Origin of the sequence: Streptomyces sp. CA-294286 (assembly GCF_050947155.1) — a bacterium.
Taxonomy (GTDB): domain Bacteria; phylum Actinomycetota; class Actinomycetes; order Streptomycetales; family Streptomycetaceae; genus Streptomyces.
In genome coordinates this window covers 6,088,845-6,103,056 of sequence record NZ_CP192005.1, presented here as the reverse complement: position 1 = coordinate 6,103,056, position 14,212 = coordinate 6,088,845, and the positions used below count along the sequence as shown (strand labels likewise).

General features: G+C 68.0%; 15 protein-coding genes and 1 pseudogene. 6 read left to right on the top strand and 10 right to left on the bottom strand.

The window, feature by feature from the left end:
• Nucleotides 1–2 precede the first annotated feature (2 nt).
• The 3 genes from ACQPZG_RS31545 to ACQPZG_RS31535 all read left to right on the top strand — a co-directional run bounded on the left by ACQPZG_RS31545 (nucleotide 3) and on the right by ACQPZG_RS31535 (nucleotide 3,036).
• Entirely contained in the window at nucleotides 3–1,358 is a 1,356-nt protein-coding gene (locus tag ACQPZG_RS31545) for a DUF2399 domain-containing protein (RefSeq protein WP_433549089.1), read from the top strand.
• A 400-nt stretch (nucleotides 1,359–1,758) separates the two neighbouring features.
• Nucleotides 1,759–1,995, top strand: a complete 237-nt coding sequence (locus ACQPZG_RS31540; RefSeq protein ID WP_433549088.1) for a DUF397 domain-containing protein — start codon at nucleotides 1,759–1,761, stop codon at nucleotides 1,993–1,995.
• A gap of 87 nt (nucleotides 1,996–2,082) precedes the next feature.
• A complete protein-coding gene (locus tag ACQPZG_RS31535) occupies nucleotides 2,083–3,036 on the top strand; it encodes a helix-turn-helix domain-containing protein (protein ID WP_433549087.1) in 954 nt (317 codons plus the stop codon).
• On the opposite strand, the gene ACQPZG_RS31530 is transcribed toward ACQPZG_RS31535, so the two are convergent.
• The 3 genes from ACQPZG_RS31530 to ACQPZG_RS31520 form a co-directional block, all read right to left on the bottom strand.
• Nucleotides 3,033–3,821, bottom strand: a complete 789-nt coding sequence (locus ACQPZG_RS31530; protein WP_433549625.1) for an SAM-dependent methyltransferase — start codon at nucleotides 3,819–3,821, stop codon at nucleotides 3,033–3,035. The two genes, ACQPZG_RS31535 and ACQPZG_RS31530, sit on opposite strands and share 4 nt — an antisense overlap.
• Nucleotides 3,822–4,041: 220 nt before the next feature.
• Nucleotides 4,042–4,338 (bottom strand): hypothetical protein, encoded by a 297-nt coding sequence (locus tag ACQPZG_RS31525; protein ID WP_433549086.1) that lies wholly within the window; start codon nucleotides 4,336–4,338, stop codon nucleotides 4,042–4,044.
• A 669-nt stretch (nucleotides 4,339–5,007) separates the two neighbouring features.
• Entirely contained in the window at nucleotides 5,008–5,265 is a 258-nt protein-coding gene (locus ACQPZG_RS31520; protein ID WP_433549085.1) for a hypothetical protein, read from the bottom strand.
• A 403-nt stretch (nucleotides 5,266–5,668) separates the two neighbouring features.
• On the opposite strand from ACQPZG_RS31520, the pseudogene ACQPZG_RS31515 reads away from it, so the two are divergent.
• Both ACQPZG_RS31515 and ACQPZG_RS31510 read left to right on the top strand, forming a co-directional pair.
• Nucleotides 5,669–6,030: pseudogene (locus ACQPZG_RS31515) on the top strand (transposase); the annotation flags it as partial.
• A 115-nt stretch (nucleotides 6,031–6,145) separates the two neighbouring features.
• Nucleotides 6,146–6,673 carry a hypothetical protein gene (locus ACQPZG_RS31510; RefSeq protein ID WP_433549084.1) on the top strand — a complete coding sequence of 176 codons (528 nt, stop codon included), beginning with the start codon at nucleotides 6,146–6,148 and terminating at the stop codon, nucleotides 6,671–6,673.
• On the opposite strand, the gene ACQPZG_RS31505 is transcribed toward ACQPZG_RS31510, so the two are convergent.
• The 3 genes from ACQPZG_RS31505 to ACQPZG_RS31495 form a co-directional block, all read right to left on the bottom strand.
• A complete protein-coding gene (locus ACQPZG_RS31505; protein ID WP_433549083.1) occupies nucleotides 6,621–7,160 on the bottom strand; it encodes a transposase in 540 nt (179 codons plus the stop codon). The two genes, ACQPZG_RS31510 and ACQPZG_RS31505, sit on opposite strands and share 53 nt — an antisense overlap.
• Nucleotides 7,141–7,416 (bottom strand): transposase, encoded by a 276-nt coding sequence (locus tag ACQPZG_RS31500; protein WP_433549082.1) that lies wholly within the window; start codon nucleotides 7,414–7,416, stop codon nucleotides 7,141–7,143. Before ACQPZG_RS31500 ends, ACQPZG_RS31505 begins: the two co-directional genes overlap by 20 nt.
• Nucleotides 7,417–7,697: 281 nt before the next feature.
• Nucleotides 7,698–9,152 carry an NF041680 family putative transposase gene (locus ACQPZG_RS31495; RefSeq protein WP_433549053.1) on the bottom strand — a complete coding sequence of 485 codons (1,455 nt, stop codon included), beginning with the start codon at nucleotides 9,150–9,152 and terminating at the stop codon, nucleotides 7,698–7,700.
• Nucleotides 9,153–9,308: 156 nt separating this feature from the next.
• On the opposite strand from ACQPZG_RS31495, the gene ACQPZG_RS31490 reads away from it, so the two are divergent.
• On the top strand, nucleotides 9,309–9,719 hold the full coding sequence (locus ACQPZG_RS31490; protein ID WP_433549081.1) for a helix-turn-helix domain-containing protein: 411 nt from the start codon (nucleotides 9,309–9,311) through the stop codon (nucleotides 9,717–9,719).
• A gap of 37 nt (nucleotides 9,720–9,756) precedes the next feature.
• On the opposite strand, the gene ACQPZG_RS31485 is transcribed toward ACQPZG_RS31490, so the two are convergent.
• The 4 genes from ACQPZG_RS31485 to ACQPZG_RS31470 all read right to left on the bottom strand — a co-directional run bounded on the left by ACQPZG_RS31485 (nucleotide 9,757) and on the right by ACQPZG_RS31470 (nucleotide 14,127).
• Nucleotides 9,757–10,212 (bottom strand): flavin reductase family protein, encoded by a 456-nt coding sequence (locus ACQPZG_RS31485; protein ID WP_433549080.1) that lies wholly within the window; start codon nucleotides 10,210–10,212, stop codon nucleotides 9,757–9,759.
• A gap of 80 nt (nucleotides 10,213–10,292) precedes the next feature.
• The gene (locus ACQPZG_RS31480) at nucleotides 10,293–11,534 is read right to left on the bottom strand and encodes a cytochrome P450 (protein ID WP_433549079.1); all 1,242 of its coding nucleotides are present in this window, start codon (nucleotides 11,532–11,534) and stop codon (nucleotides 10,293–10,295) included.
• On the bottom strand, nucleotides 11,531–13,324 hold the full coding sequence (locus ACQPZG_RS31475) for a non-ribosomal peptide synthetase (RefSeq protein ID WP_433549078.1): 1,794 nt from the start codon (nucleotides 13,322–13,324) through the stop codon (nucleotides 11,531–11,533). Before ACQPZG_RS31475 ends, ACQPZG_RS31480 begins: the two co-directional genes overlap by 4 nt.
• Complete coding sequence (locus tag ACQPZG_RS31470) at nucleotides 13,321–14,127, bottom strand: thioesterase II family protein (protein ID WP_433549077.1); 807 nt, start codon at nucleotides 14,125–14,127, stop codon at nucleotides 13,321–13,323. The genes ACQPZG_RS31475 and ACQPZG_RS31470 overlap by 4 nt, the downstream gene beginning before the upstream one ends.
• Nucleotides 14,128–14,212: the final 85 nt, after the last annotated feature.

The following is a 14,212-nucleotide window of genomic DNA, read 5'->3' as shown; positions in this document are numbered from 1 at the left end:
AGATGCAGCCCACCGGCCCCGTTATCCCTGTCAAGGGCCTCCCCCAGGGGCTCACCGCCCACGCCGTCGTACGCACACGTCGCGCGGCTGACGACACGGCACATCTCGTCAACGCCCGCTCCACCGGCCTGCCGCACTACTCCCACGTCGACCTCGCCGCGAGCAGTCCACCCGACCGTCTCGACGCCGACACCGTTCCCGCTCTGTCCCGAGCCGGCGATCGGACCTTCGTCCTCGGTGCCCAGCACCGTGACTGGAGAGCCGTACAGCAGCGCTACCAGGGCCACGCTTGGGCCACCGCGGTCACTCTCGTCCGTGCTGGCATCGTCATCCTCCGCTGCAACATTACGGAATCGATGGCCCTCGGTTCGCCGGTCCGCTGGTTTCCCACCGCCGCGGCTGCCCGGGCCGCTGAGCAGATCACAGCCGGTCGCGCTCTCCAGCGCGACCAACTCCGTGCCGACGTTCAGAACGCGCAGGGTCTGCTGCAGTCGTGGCGTGCAGCAGACAGTTCACTGGCCGCGGCCAAGGGCCTCACGGCAAGGGACCTCGACAGCCTGAGGAGCGCGCTCCAGACAGAACTGGAGCGCCCAACGCCCGCACCGAAGCGGTCACGCATCCTGATCGCTGTCCTCCAGGACCTCTGCGACGGCACCGTCCACCCGAATGCCCGCTCCTTCTCCCAAACCCACACAGGCCGCACGAAGACCTGGGACGACGCCCGCACCATCCTCGAAAACTGCGGCGTCACCCGCTCCGTCGCCACCGCTGTCGGGCTGTACCGCGACAGCCGGCTCGGGGCCGGCGGAGCCCTCACCCTCCACGTCGCCGCGCACAGCCTGCCGCTCGCGCGTCTCCGGGGCCCCCTCCTTCTCCGCGCCGAGCAGCCAGACCTGCGACTGTCTCTCAACGGAACCCGTCTCGTCGTCGTCGAGAACCTCCAGGCCGCCGAGACTCTGTGCGACACCCTTGACGCGATCACCCCGGACAACGACACCGGCACCGTGTACTGCGCGGGGATGCCCAGCCGCGCCATCGTCGATCACATTGCCGCACTCGCCGATTCAGCCGACAGGATCGTCATCGCGCCCGATGCCGACCTCGGCGGCGTCCGAATCGCCACAGCCATCCACCAGGCACTGCCGCCAGAGAGCCAGATCCGGAGCACGGTTTGTGACGTCGGAGCCGCTGAACATGCACAGCAACGACGGTGGCCACCCGACAGCCCCATCTGGGGTGCGCTGAAGGCAGCCCGAACGGGGCCTGCGGCTTCCCTTGCCCGAGGCTGTCTCGACCGCGGATATCCCGTCGAGCAGGAAGCTGCCATCGTCGAGTGCGTCTGGAAGTACCTCCTGTGAGGAGACCGCTCGCCTCACAATCCGGATCAGCCACGCGACGGGCCCTTCGTCGGCCTTCGCGTCAAGCAGGTCCACTTCCCGTTCCGGCACCGCGCCTGGGTTCGCCAGGCGTCGCCACGGCAGCAAGTCCGGCCATTCTTGATTGGCCATTCCCCACAGATCCGGCGAACATTCATTCGCCCCCGGTGGCCTCCACGATTGCGTGTCACAAACCGGCGCAAGAACGCTCTTTCGAGGGACAGCGGAGCGCCGTACTGCACAGCTAGGATCACCGGCACACCCCTCGCCCGCAATTGCGGGCCAGCCGCAAGTGGACGACGGCGGGAGGTGCGCTCCCGGGGGGCCGATTAGGCGAATCCTGGGTGTTCATGCAGGTCAGGTTCGAAAGGGTGGTAGGGGAATGGCGAAGTATGACAACGGCGTGATGGCGGATTCGATCAAGGAAGCGGCTTGGGTAAAGGCGACCGCCAGCGACCCGCAGCACAATTGCGTAGAAGTCGCACGCCTGGAGGGGGGAGACGTGGCGTTCCGCAACTCTCGCTTCCCTGACGGGCCGGCCTTGGTGTTCACGCGTTCGGAGATGATTGCCTTTCTCGATGGGGCGCAGAAGGGCGAGTTCACCGCCATGACTGTCTGAAATTGATTGGCCAAGGTTTGCTGTGATCATGATGCATGCGCATGCTAGGCGCCGGCGAAGGGTTCGCCTGCATGCGAGGAGTCGACAGTGGCCGAGCAAGTCCTTGGTCTGGTCCCCGATGACGGCGAGGGGTCCGGAGAACCGCTTCCCGTCGCAGCTCGGCTCCTGGGGGCCGAGCTGCGGCGTATGCGCAATGACTTGGGACTGCGGCTTGCCGATGTAGTGACGGCAGGGGTTGCCAAGTCCCAATCCACGCTGAGCCGCTACGAGAAGGGAACGTGGAAGGTTCCCGAGGAGATGGCGGTTGCCCTCGCACGCCACTACGAGGTTACCGACCCTCACCAGCTGGCCGACATCCGCAAGCAGGCCCGGCAGGCAGCGAAACTGGAGTGGTGGGACTCGTTCCGCGATGTCGTCGACAGCTCACTGGACCGCCTGATCGGAACAGAAGCGTCCGCCACCGACATCCTGACCTACGAGGGCTTCTTCATCCCCGGGCTTCTGCAGACGCCCGACTACGCCCGCGCCGTCTTCCAGAGCCCCATTCGTACGATCACCGGCACCAAGGAGATCGCGGCGGCGCAGCTGCGTGCCGAGCGGCGGTGGCTGTTGCGTCAGCAGCGCCAGCAGTTGCTCCAGCAGCCGGATGCCCCCGAATACTCCGCGGTGATCGATCAAGCGGTACTTGCCAAGCCTACAGGTGGCAGGAAGGTTATGCGGGGGCAGCTCCGGCACCTGTACAACCTTGCCGAGAACAAGGAGCGCATCCACATCCGGGTACTGCCGTTCGCAGCTGCCGAACAGGCCACTGCGCTCACCTCGTCGATGACCTTGTTCAAATTTCCTGCGGGCCAGGGCGACGAGCTTGTCTACGTCGAGGCCACCAACCATGGCGGTACCTACATCACCGCTCCGGACGAAGTGGTGGCCCACAAGACGTCCTTGTGGGAACTTCTGGGACTGGCCGGCGGGAAGCAGGAGACCCTTGAGCTGCTGGAGTCCTCCATCGACAGCCTCAAGGACCTCCCCCTCGACCCCTAGGGAATGCGGGCAACGCCGCCGTACTCGATCCATTCCTGCGTGGCCTGACGGGCGAACACTTCCGTGTCCGGGCGCCACTTCGAAACTTCGACCGCCTCACTGGTCTCCACCATTCGAAGACGGTCGAAATATCGCTGGACCTCGCCCAGCGAGCGCACCCTCCCCCACCCTTCCTCGGTGATGTCCGCCATGAACCGGGTGACGCTGTCACGGAGTTCAGCGTCATCACTGGCCAGTTGGGACACCACAAGGTAGCTGCCCGAGGGAAGTCGGCCGGCTACCTCATTGACCAGCGCCCAGGGATCGTCGTCGTCCGTGATGCAGTGGAGGACGGACACGAACAGCGCGGCTACCGGTTCATCATCACGAAGAAGCCGGGAGACCTGAGGAGTTGCAAAGATCTTCTCGGTTTCACGCATGTCGGCCTGGACCACTGCAGTAGTGCTCAGGTCCTCTTCCAGCATCATCCGGCCGTGCGCGAGGACGATTGGATCGTTGTCGATGTAGACGACGCGGGAGTCCGGAGCAACCTCCTGCGCGACCTGGTGAACGTTGGGGCGGGTGGGGAGCCCGGAGCCGTGATCGATGAATCGGCGAATACCGCATTCGGCAGCCAAGTAGCGCACGGCTCGCACAAGGAAAGCACGATTGATCAGTGCCAGTTCCTTGGTGCTCGGCGCGAGGCGCAGAAGTTCCGTGCAGGCTTCTCGATCGACATCGTAATTGTCGCTGCCGCCGAGTAGATAGTCGTACATTCTCGCAACGCTGGGCTTGCTGACATCGATAGGAATCTGAATTCTCCCCGCATTGAAAGCCCGCCCCGGCACTCAAGGCGCGGGTCCCGTGACCGAGTTGGCTGCCCATGCTAGGAGAATCAGCAGGCGTGGACCACCCCAGCCCGGCGAAGCACGAGGGCCGGCAGTAGCAATCCAGCCGCCGACGAGGCACTCAGTGCCGGGCGGCAGGCCGCACCGCGAAGAAGGGATCCCCCTGCGTCTACATATTTCACATATGCCAGGTGGGCACGGAAGGCAGAGCACCCAAGCCGCGCAGCCCGGCACGCAGCAGGGCCTCAAGCGCAGGGGCCTCCAGGCCCATCACGGCCGTCATTGCGGTGAGCGAGATGCCCATGCGGTAGCGCAGGACGAGGACATCGGCCTGGTCCTCCGACAGCAATTGGTGAATGCCGCGCCCACTGCAACCTTGCAGGTCGGACACTCGCTGCCTGAGAAGCGCCCACGACCACGCCGCCGGAGACGCACTACGCAGCGCCTCCTCCCACGCGTCGCCGAGGTCGGCCAACGCCCTGCCCGCCAGATCCTCATTTCCAACCCGTTGCCCCGTACGGGCCGTTGCATACCGCGTGTAAATCTCCCTCCGCTCATCACAAAAGGCCACATATGCCATTGGCATGCAGGGGGAGGCAGCGGAAGTTCCCCTTCCGTGGAAGGCGGGGCAAGAGGGAGGGGTTGCGGGGTCTGAGATACGGATGACTGAACTCCCTTCACCTCACATCAAGAACACTTGACAGATTCAAGAAATCCTGTGCGGAAGATTTGGCACTTTACGGGTCTGGTCACAATGGCTGAAACTCCACACCAACCCTCCTGCGGAAAGCTGCTCCAGTGAGCAGCTGACGGCGTCAGCCACTCCAGCCGCCAGCCGTGTCATGCCAGGTCCGCCAGCGGACCACTCCCTCATCTGCCACCAGGCCCCGTGAGCCGCCCCAGTACCCGCAGTGCTTTCGCCTTGCAGCCCGGGATGCCAGGGGGCGCTCAAGTCGCGAGGACCCGCGCTCGAACTCTCCTTACTTGTGGCGGTCGCGCTGGATGCGCCGCAGCTGCGTGATCTTGTTCTGCATGCGCCCTGCACCTCAGTTGCTCCGCGGGCCGGTTGGCAGGCGGTGCACTGCTGCGGAGCCCAGCAGGCGGTAGACGGCCGATCAGTAACCGGCTACCGCCTGGTGGCGGGTCAGGTCCTACGAACGCGCAGGTAGGACAGTGCGGTTCGGTCGGCCCACAGCAGGGGCGCGAGTACGACGAGCGACTCTGTCGGCACCGCGGCAACGGTTGCAGCGGTGACCATCGCCGTCACAAGAACTGAGCTCCAGCGCAGCGTGAGCACAACGAGGCTCGCCACTCCCGTTTGAAGTGCAACCTGCAACGGAATGCTCGTGACGGATGATTCCGGAAGGCGCTCCTTGAGCTTCCGGAAGACGCGTTCAAGCAACTCTTCCTCCCTAAGGGTGAGTTGGTGTAGACGCGGGAGGGTTTCGAGACCAGGTGTCCAGCCCCTCGAGGCCCTTCTCCGCGTCCGGGGATCGCAACGTAACGGCCCTCCGCCTGCCGCTGCCAGCGCCCGCAAATTCAGAAAGAGGAAGATTCTGCTCCGCTTGCAGCGTCGAAGGAGCCCTGTAGGGGCGCCATATGAACCATTGAGTACTCGCAATGGCCATAACCGAAGCGCCGCCAACCGTGTACTGGCCACCAAACCCGCAAGTACTCATATGGAGATAGGCCCGCTCTTCACTCAGACGAGTGGCGAACGTGTCTTCGCTAGCGGAGATCGCCGCAAATGCAGAGGGCCGCACGCACTGCAGACCGGCAGGAACCCCGACGTCCGGCCGGCCAAGCTGGGCAAGGAAGTGCCCGCCGAGCTCGACGTGCACCTGATTCTCGACAACTACGTCACCCACAAGACGCTCGCCGTCAAGCAATGGCTGCTGGCGCATCCGCGATTCCATCTGCACTTCACGCCGCAGAGTTCGTCGTGGCTGAATCTGGTGGAGCGGTGGTTCGCCGAGCTCACGCAGAAGAAGCTCAAGCGCGGTGTCCACTCCGTCAGGCCCTCGAACGCGACATCCGAGCGTGGTTCGCCGACTGGAACGAGCACCCCAGACCGTTCGTCTGGATAAAGACCGCCGACGAGATTCTCGACAAAGTCGCCGCCTACTGCCGACGAATCTCTCAGGTCACTAGTGTCCTGAGTCGTTAGAAGCCGTATCTCAACCGAACGTGATCGCTTGATTTTCGCTGGTCAGGCATGGTCTAGCTCGGAATGAGGGAGGCATGCGGTGTCTTGTTTCGGCTCCGTGATCGAGGGGTGCGTGATGGCATCGGTGCTGGGAATGCTGGAGGAGCGGGAGACAGCGTCCCGGGTGCGGGTGGAGGGATTGCGGGAGGAAGTCGCGCGGCTGGCTGGGGCGTTGGAGGCCGCGGAGATCGAGCTGGACCGGCGGGTGATCGCACGGGAGGAGCTGGTTGAGGCCCTGGCAGCCTCGGCTGCCGAGTCCACCGCCGTGACCGGGGCGGAGGCGGAAACCGTGTCGTCGCCCGCGCCGGTGCCGGGCTCGATCGTGCCACCGTGGCGAGAAGGGATGCAGGTGACGGTGCTGGCGCCGGACTACCAGCGGATTCTGGGTGTGCTCAACGAGCGGCAGCCTGCGGACCAGGGGCCGCTGAAGGCCAGGGAGATCACGGTTCGGCTGGGCTTGGAGACCACGTCGGCGAAGGTCGAGGGGGTGCGTTCGAAGGCCCGGCGTCTGGCGGAACGCGGGTGGCTCCTGCAGGAGACGTCGGGGGCCTTCAGCGTCGGTCGGCGGCCCGTGGCCGGGCCAGACGCCGGCTCATCCGCGTGACCATCGACCACTGGATCATCGCCTCGCTGCTGGCTGGCAGCGTCTCGTAGTCCCGGGCCAGCCGGCGCGAGTGCATCAGCCACGCGAACGTGCGCTCTGCCACCCACCGCCTGGGAAGCACCACGAACCCTGTCATGTCGTCGGTGCGCTTGACGATCTCCAAGGTCAGCGCGAGTTTCTGACGGCACCAGTCGACGAGGGAGCCGGTGTAGCCGCCGTCGGCCCACACGAGAGTGATGTCGCGGTGCAGACGGCGCAGCCGCTGCAGCAGGCCCGTCGCGGCGTCGCGATCGCCGATGTTCGTGGCGGTGACCGCGACGACCAGCAGCAGGCCGAGGCAGTCGGTCACGATGTGCCGCTTGCGGCCGCCCACTTTCTTCCCGCCGTCGTAGCCGCGTGAGGCGGCCGGAACCGAGGCCGCGGCCTTCACCGACTGCGCGTCGATGATCCCCGCCGTGGGCTCGGCCTCACGGCCCTCGCGTTTCACGGACCCTCCCGCGCAGCCGGTCGTGGAACTCGGTGATCAGCCCGTGCTCGCGCCATCGGCGGAAGAAGGCGTAGACGCGGCCCCAGTCGGGGAAGTCCGCGGGGATCGCCCGCCACGAGATCCCGCCCGCGACCAGGTAGCGGATCGCATCCAGCAGCTGGCGGTGGCAGTAGCCCTCCGGGCGCCCGCCCCTGCCCTGGAGCCAGGCCGGCACCGGCAGCAACGGCCGGATAGCCGCCCACTCCGCGTCCGTCATGTCCGACGGATACCGGCACACCCGGTCTGGATGATCGGCCGCGTTGCCGTACACGTGCGCGAGGCAATCACACGATGGGGCAGCCGAGTTGAACTGGACGGGCTCGGACGCGTACAACAACGACACCAGGGCCTCCCGGCACTGCTCGGTCAGATTCGCATCCCCGAGCTACCGAGAGGCCCTGTCTTCATGCGCGCACAACGGGGAGATCACCCCGGCGGGAAGCATGTTCGACCCGCACGTTCCATGATCGGTTGAGATACGGCTTCTTAGCTTGATTTTTAACGTTCCTCCTGTTTTAGCCGAGTATGTTCGGCGAGGGTTTCTGCGCGCTTCACGGTCTTCCCGACGTCGTGGTGCCGCGCCCGGTGCCTGTTCTTCGAGCCGGGTGGCCGTCCCGGTCCTGGTCGGGACGGTTTCGGCGCGGCTGCTGGACCAGTGGTGGTCGCGCGGACGTTGCGAAACCCTCGCCGGACCCGAGCCGGGGTGAGCCGGCGGGGTTCGGCGGGCCTTTCCCAGGGGCGGCGGAGGTCCTCGGCGAGGGGCCGGGCGAGGCGGAGTTGGGTGTGGGCGGCGATGATGAGCCAGGTCCACAGATCGGCGGCGTCCGCGTGGCGGACCTTCGGCGCGGTCCAGCCGAGCGTCTGCTTCATCAGCCGGAAGGTGTGCTCGAGGTCGAATCTGCGGAGGAATGCCTGCCACCAGCGGTCCACATCCGCACTGGTGGCGGCGGTCGTCGAGCACCACAGCCAGACCGGTTTCGGGGTGCGGTTTCCCGGCAGGTACTCGACTTCGAGGCGGATCAACGTGCCGTGCAGGATGGGCAGTTCGGCTTCTGCGTATTCCAGCCAGGGGCCGCGTCTGCCGAGTCGGGGGTGCATCCGGTCCCATACCCTGGCCTCGGCCTTGCCGTAGCGGGTGGTGTCCGTCTCGGTGGTGACCTCGCTTTGGTGCCAGGTGTCGGGCTTGGCCAGGGTGAGCACGCTTCCGTGCCGGCGAGGTCGTCCACCCTTGGGCCCGGAATGGGCGGGGCCGGAGTCGCGGAGCATGACGCGGTCCGAGCGCAGGCGTCCGACCAGGATGACGGGCAGGTCGGCCAGGGCGTGGGAGAGGTAGGCGACGTCGTAGCCGGAGTCCATCATGATCAGGATCTCGGGGTCGCCCGGCCGCCAGTGCCCGGCATTGAGCAGCCGGTCCACGACCTCGCGGAGCTGGGCAGCGGTCACCGCGGTCGCGTCGTCGGCAGGTCCAAGCCGCACCGCGTCCAGCAGGGCCACCCAGGAGGTGCGGCCCGTTTCCAGGGCGGCCACGAAGGAGTACGGCCAGCCGGGGACGAACTGGTCCGAGCTGCGGTCGCCGCGTCCGTATACGTGGCAGAACAGCCGCTCATCGCTGGTCGGTGCGTCGGGCCGCAGCCAGTTGGACACATCGACGGCCAGCACGATCCGCCCGTCGGCCGCCTTGGGCAGCGGCAGGCCGGCCAGCGCGCGGCGCAGCCGTGTCGGCTCGGCCCAGCCCCGGTCGAGCGCCGCGTACATCGCGCCGTGCCCACGGCGGTGCTCGGCCGTAAGCGACAACTCGACCAGGGTCTTCACCGGCCCGTCCGCGCACAACACGGCGTCCGTGAGCTCGAAGAGCGCGTCCGCGCGGGCATACAGGGAGTCGTAGAACTCAACCCGAAAGCGGGACAAGAGCCCCAACGCCTGGCCTGCGGACACATCGAAGGGGAGACTCATGGGCAGCGGCCGTTCTCTTGGGCTTCGTGACTCGACATCTCGAAGCGTGGAGAACGGCCGCCCTCGCCGTCCCGGAAAGAACCGCAGATCAGCAGGTCGAGTGACGTGCAGGGTTAAACGAAAAGCTTAGTTTATTTGCGGTTGTAGGGTGTGGTGATGCCTGGTCCGAAGCCGTTGCTGGTAGAGCTGTCCGATCACGAACGCAGGGTGCTGCGGCGGTGGTTGCGTAAACAGACGGCGTCGCAGGCGCTGGTGCTGCGGTCCAGGATTGTGCTGGCGTGCGCGGAAGGCCGGTCGAACGCGCAGGTCGGGCAGGATCTGGGAGTCTCGCGGGAGACCGTGCGCAAGTGGCGGGCCCGGTTCGCCGTGGACCGGCTGGAGGGCTTGGTGGACCGGCCTCGTTCGGGTCCGCCGCGGAAGATCACGGACGAGCAGGTCGAGGCCCTGGTCGTCTTGGTCGTCGTCCCCTCGCCGACGACCGCGCACGGTTGGGCGCGGGGCCTCGTCAGCGCCAACGCTTCCGCTTCGGACGCAACGTGCCGGGCGAGCTGCCGATCCCATCGGTGACGAGTAGCTCGGGGCGATCCCGGACAGGACTCCGGTCTCAGTCAGCCGTCACGGAGCCGAATACCCTGCGATACCACACCAGTGGTGCGTCCTCAGGGCTGGGGAAGCGTGCATCGATGACCCTGCCAACCATCACCTCGTGGTCGCCCACCGGGATCGAATCCGACACCGCACAGTGCACACAGACGTGCGCGTTGTCCAGGCAGGGCGGTCCGCCACCGGGCCATTCGGTGAAGCCGCCCTCCGCGAAGCGGTCGATCCCGGGCGTCGCGAAGCGCCGGGCAATATGCTGGTGCCCTTCCTTGAGGATGTTGACGGTGAACTCACGGGCCTCCCGGAACATGGGGTAGCAGCTCGACGTACGGGCGATTCCCACCAGCAGCAGCGGCGGTTCCAGGGACGCCGATGTCACCGAGGTCGCGGTGAAGCCCCAGCAGTGGCCCGCCTCGTCGCGGCCGGCGACGACCGTCACCCCCGTCGCGAGCCGTGACATGGCCTCTCGAAACACCGGGGCCGCCGGCATCCCGGGTACCGGGGACACCGGAAGGCTGTCCGCGGGCCGCCGGAGCGGCGTCACGCCGGGCCCCGTGTCACCCTGGCCCGGACGGGAAGACGAGTGAAGCCCAGCATGAAGTTGGAGCGCAGACGGGTCGGGGCGCCCGCGGGCTCGAAGGTGACGCCCCGCCGGACGATCTCCTCCAGCAGCAGTGCGACCTCCATCTGCGCTGCGCCCATCCCGATGCACCGGTGCACGCCGACCCCGAACGCGAGATGCCGGTTGGGAGTACGCCGTACGTCGAAGCGATCGGCGTCCGGGAACCTCTCCTCGTCGCGGTTGGCGGAGGCGTTCCACAGCGTCACCGGGTCTCCCGCGCGAATCAGCCGCCCGTGCAGCTCGACATCGCGCGTGGCGACCCGCTGCACGTACGCGTTGGTCGACGTCCAGCGGAAGATCTCCTCCAGCGCGGTCGGAAGGAGTCCGCCGTCGTCGAGCAGCAGCCGTGTCTGATCCGGAAAGTCCATGAACGCCTGTATGGCTGCGGACGCAGTGAAGGGGGTCGTCTCGTTCCCTCCCACGGCCACGTTCAGGCAGTTGTAAAGGATCTCGTCCGCGGTGAGGGAGCGTCCGTTGAGCGATGCGCCCAGCAGGATGCTCACCAGATCGTCCGAGGGGGCCCGTCGCCGTTGCTCCATCAGATCCATCATGACGTCGAAGATCTCGACCTGGGAGGAGACGAGGACCGCGGGAGGCGTCGAGCCGCTGTGGTACCCGGGGTCCTGGAAGCCGATCATGGAGCGGGTCAGGGCGAGGAGGTGCAGGGCGTCCGCCCGTCCGAGCCCGAACATCGCCGCCAGCAGCCCGGCCGGGAGTTCGGGGGCGACGTCGGTGGCGAAGTCACCGCCGCCGTCCTTGAGCATCCGGTCGAGCGCCGCGTTCAGGTAGTCGCGCACCATCCGCCGGCCCCGGTCCAGCAGGGCGGGCAGGAACGCCTTGTGCACCTGCTGGCGCAGCAGCCGGTGCTGGGGGTCGTCCGAGGCGATGAGCATCCGGCCGGACGCTGAGTCCGCGTCCCTCCGGTGCGAACCGCCCATGACCGTCCCCCACTTCGACGAGAACAGGCCCGCGTCGACATAGGCGTCGTGGACGTCCTGATAGCGCGTCAGCGCCCAGAATCCCGACGGTCCCGGGCCGCTCGCGTCGCCCGTGACATTCCAGTACACCGGCTGTTCGCGCCGCAGGACGCGCCATGCCTCGTGCGGGTCTCCGTCGGTGAACAGGTCGAGCTCGCCGAGGTCGATCACCATGGCGGTCATAACGTAAGTGCCTCCTTCCGCAGCCCGTCGATCAGCCGTGCCTGGTCCTCCAGCACGCTGTGCTCGAACAGCGCCTCCGGTGACACCGCCACGTCGAGCTCCCTCCGCAGCAGTACGCGCACCCGCACCGCGAGCAGGGAGTGCCCGCCGAGCGTGAAGAAGTCGTCCAGGGCACCGACGGACTCGATGTTGAGCAGGTCCTCCCAGACGCTCGCCAGGAACCGTTCGGTGGCGGTGCGCGGGGCCACGTACCGGCTGCGCCGGGACGCGTGGTCCCCCAGCGCCTCGGTGAGCCGGCGCCGGTCCCTCTTGCCGTGGGCGTCCGTCGGCATCGCCTCCAGGACGATGATCTCCGCCGGTACGAGGTGGGCGGGCACCGTCGCCTTCAGGTACGCCCGCAAGGCCCGCAGGACGAAGGTCTCCTGCGCGACGACGAAGGCCACCAGTCGCCTCTCCCCCGGTGCGCCGTCGCTGAGGACCGCCGCCTCCGAGACCGCGTCGAAGCGGCACAGCACCCGCTCGACCTCCTGCGGCTCCACACGATGGCCGCGGATCTTCACCTGGCTGTCCGTACGCCCCAGGTACTCGAGGGCCCCGTCCTGCCCGGCTCGTACCCGGTCACCGGTGGCGTACATCCGCGACCCGTCACCGGCGAAGGGGTCGGCGACGAACCTCCGGGCGGTCAGCCCGGGGCGCCCGAGGTACCCGCGGCCCACCCCCGCCCCGCCCACGTACAGGTCACCCGGCGTGTCCGCCAGCACGGGCCGCAGCCGCTCGTCCAGCACATGGAGCCGGGCGCCGCCGAAGGCGTGCCCGATGGGCACCTGCTCTCCCAGGGACGCCAGGTCGGTCACGGGGAAACCGGCGCACGCGACGGTGGCCTCGGTCGGTCCGTACAGGTTGAACAGCTCCCCGGCGAAGCCTCCCTCGCGCAGCGCCCGGCAGGTCGCGGGCAGCAGCACGTCACCACCGGAGCACAGCAGCCGCAGTCCGGAGAGCGCCTCGCGGTCGTACCGGGCGAGGTGGTTGAGCGCGATCGCGGGCGCGAGCATGGCCGTGATCTGGCGACGGCGCAGCTCCTTACCCAGGTCGGTCTCCAGCAGCTCAGGGATGCCCGGTACGACGACGACCTCGGCGCCTCCGGCGAAGGAGCCCCACACCTCGAACGTGAAGGTGTCGAAGGAGATGCTCGACGCCTGGGCCGTACGGTCGCCGGGACGGAGGGCGGGCAGTGTGTCGGAGAGGGCGAAGTCGACCATCTGCCGGTGCTCCAACACCACGCCGCGGGGGGTGCCGGTGGAGCCGGACGTGTACAGCACGCAGGCCGCCGCGGCGGGTGGCACCGGAGCGGGCCGCGTGCCGGAGCCCGGGAGGGCGGGCGTGGGCGTCCCGTCGGTGGCCGGCGGCCACTCCAGTACCGGCAGGCCCGTGTCCGCCAGGCGTTCCGCCCGGCCGGGGGCGGCCAGTACATGGTCGACCGCGCCGTCGCGGAGCATCTGGTCGCGTCGCAGTGCGGGGTACACCTCGTCGATGGGGAGGTACGCGGCGCCCGCCCGCAGGATGGCCAGCACGGCCACGACCACGGGCACTCCGCGCGGCAGGTGGACGGCGACGGTGTCTCCGGGGGACACGCCCCGGGCGGCGAGTGCGCGGGCCACCGTCCGGGACGCCTCGTCGAGTTCCCGGTAGGTCAGCCGGCCGACGGCGTCGCTGACGGCGGGGGCCGTCGGGTGCCGCCGGGCGGTCCGGTCGAACAGCTCAGTCAGGGTGCTGGGCCGGTCCGCCGTCATGGCGTGCCCCTCATGGTCGTCGTGGCCGCTCCGGAGAGCGCTTCGGCGTGCTCTTCCTCCAGCAGACGGGTCAGGGCCGTCGGCGCGGCGAGATAGCTGAGCTTGCCGCCCTCCAGGACACGGTGGACCGCGTTCCCGTACGCGCTCCACCGGCGCATCTCCTCGGGCTCCACTTCGGGGTCCGCGGTCCAGCCGATCGCCGTCAGGCGGCTGCGCACCGGACGCGGAGCGGGGAGCTGGTAGCCGTAGCACAGCTCCACGTCGGCCCTTAGGACGCGCACGGCCAGCGGAAGGAGCTCCGGCAAGATCTCCCCGCCCCCCAGGGCCGCCGCCACGTGGTGCAGTTCGCCGGCGAGCTGCTCGTCTGTCATGGAGGGGTGGTAGATGCCGCCGACACCGTGCTCGGGAGCGCGGTACCGCTGCTCGGCGGGCAGGTGCGGCACGGCGGCGGAGGACACCACGAGCAGGGTTGCCGGGGGCAGCCCCAGGTCCTCGATTCTGGCGGCCAGCGCATGGGCCAGCAGGGCTCCCATGCAGTGCCCGAACAGCACGTAGGGCCGGTCCAGGCTGGGCGCCAGGGCTTCGGCCGCCGCCTCGGCGAATTCCGCCACGCTGTCGTACGGGGCGTGCCGGATGCGGTTCTCACGGCCGGGCAGTTGTACGGGACAGACCTCCAGGGGCCCGATCCTGGTCGGCCAACGGCGGTACGAGGACGCACCCGTGCCCGAATAGGGCAGGCAGAAGAGCCGTGCCTCGGCCTCCGGCGAGGGCGGCCTCAGCAGCCACCGTCCGGTCGATCGCATTGCTGTCCTCCAACAGGGCTGGCAGAGACACGGGCCCGCCCCACCGGAAGCGGGCAGGCGGTACGAGCCACCCCGGCGTGCCACT

Bases quoted from the DNA above. Each gene is read 5' to 3' on its own strand.
- ACQPZG_RS31475 (WP_433549078.1), bottom strand. From the start codon at position 13,324: ATGACGGCGGACCGGCCCAGCACCCTGACTGAGCTGTTCGACCGGACC.
- ACQPZG_RS31490 (WP_433549081.1), top strand. From the start codon at position 9,309: ATGCCTGGTCCGAAGCCGTTGCTGGTAGAGCTGTCCGATCACGAACGC.
- ACQPZG_RS31470 (WP_433549077.1), bottom strand. From the start codon at position 14,127: ATGCGATCGACCGGACGGTGGCTGCTGAGGCCGCCCTCGCCGGAGGCC.
- ACQPZG_RS31540 (WP_433549088.1), top strand. From the start codon at position 1,759: ATGGCGAAGTATGACAACGGCGTGATGGCGGATTCGATCAAGGAAGCG.
- ACQPZG_RS31545 (WP_433549089.1), top strand. From the start codon at position 3: ATGCAGCCCACCGGCCCCGTTATCCCTGTCAAGGGCCTCCCCCAGGGG.
- ACQPZG_RS31500 (WP_433549082.1), bottom strand. From the start codon at position 7,416: ATGACGGACGCGGAGTGGGCGGCTATCCGGCCGTTGCTGCCGGTGCCG.
- ACQPZG_RS31510 (WP_433549084.1), top strand. From the start codon at position 6,146: ATGGCATCGGTGCTGGGAATGCTGGAGGAGCGGGAGACAGCGTCCCGG.
- ACQPZG_RS31495 (WP_433549053.1), bottom strand. From the start codon at position 9,152: ATGAGTCTCCCCTTCGATGTGTCCGCAGGCCAGGCGTTGGGGCTCTTG.
- ACQPZG_RS31480 (WP_433549079.1), bottom strand. From the start codon at position 11,534: ATGACCGCCATGGTGATCGACCTCGGCGAGCTCGACCTGTTCACCGAC.
- ACQPZG_RS31485 (WP_433549080.1), bottom strand. From the start codon at position 10,212: ATGTCACGGCTCGCGACGGGGGTGACGGTCGTCGCCGGCCGCGACGAG.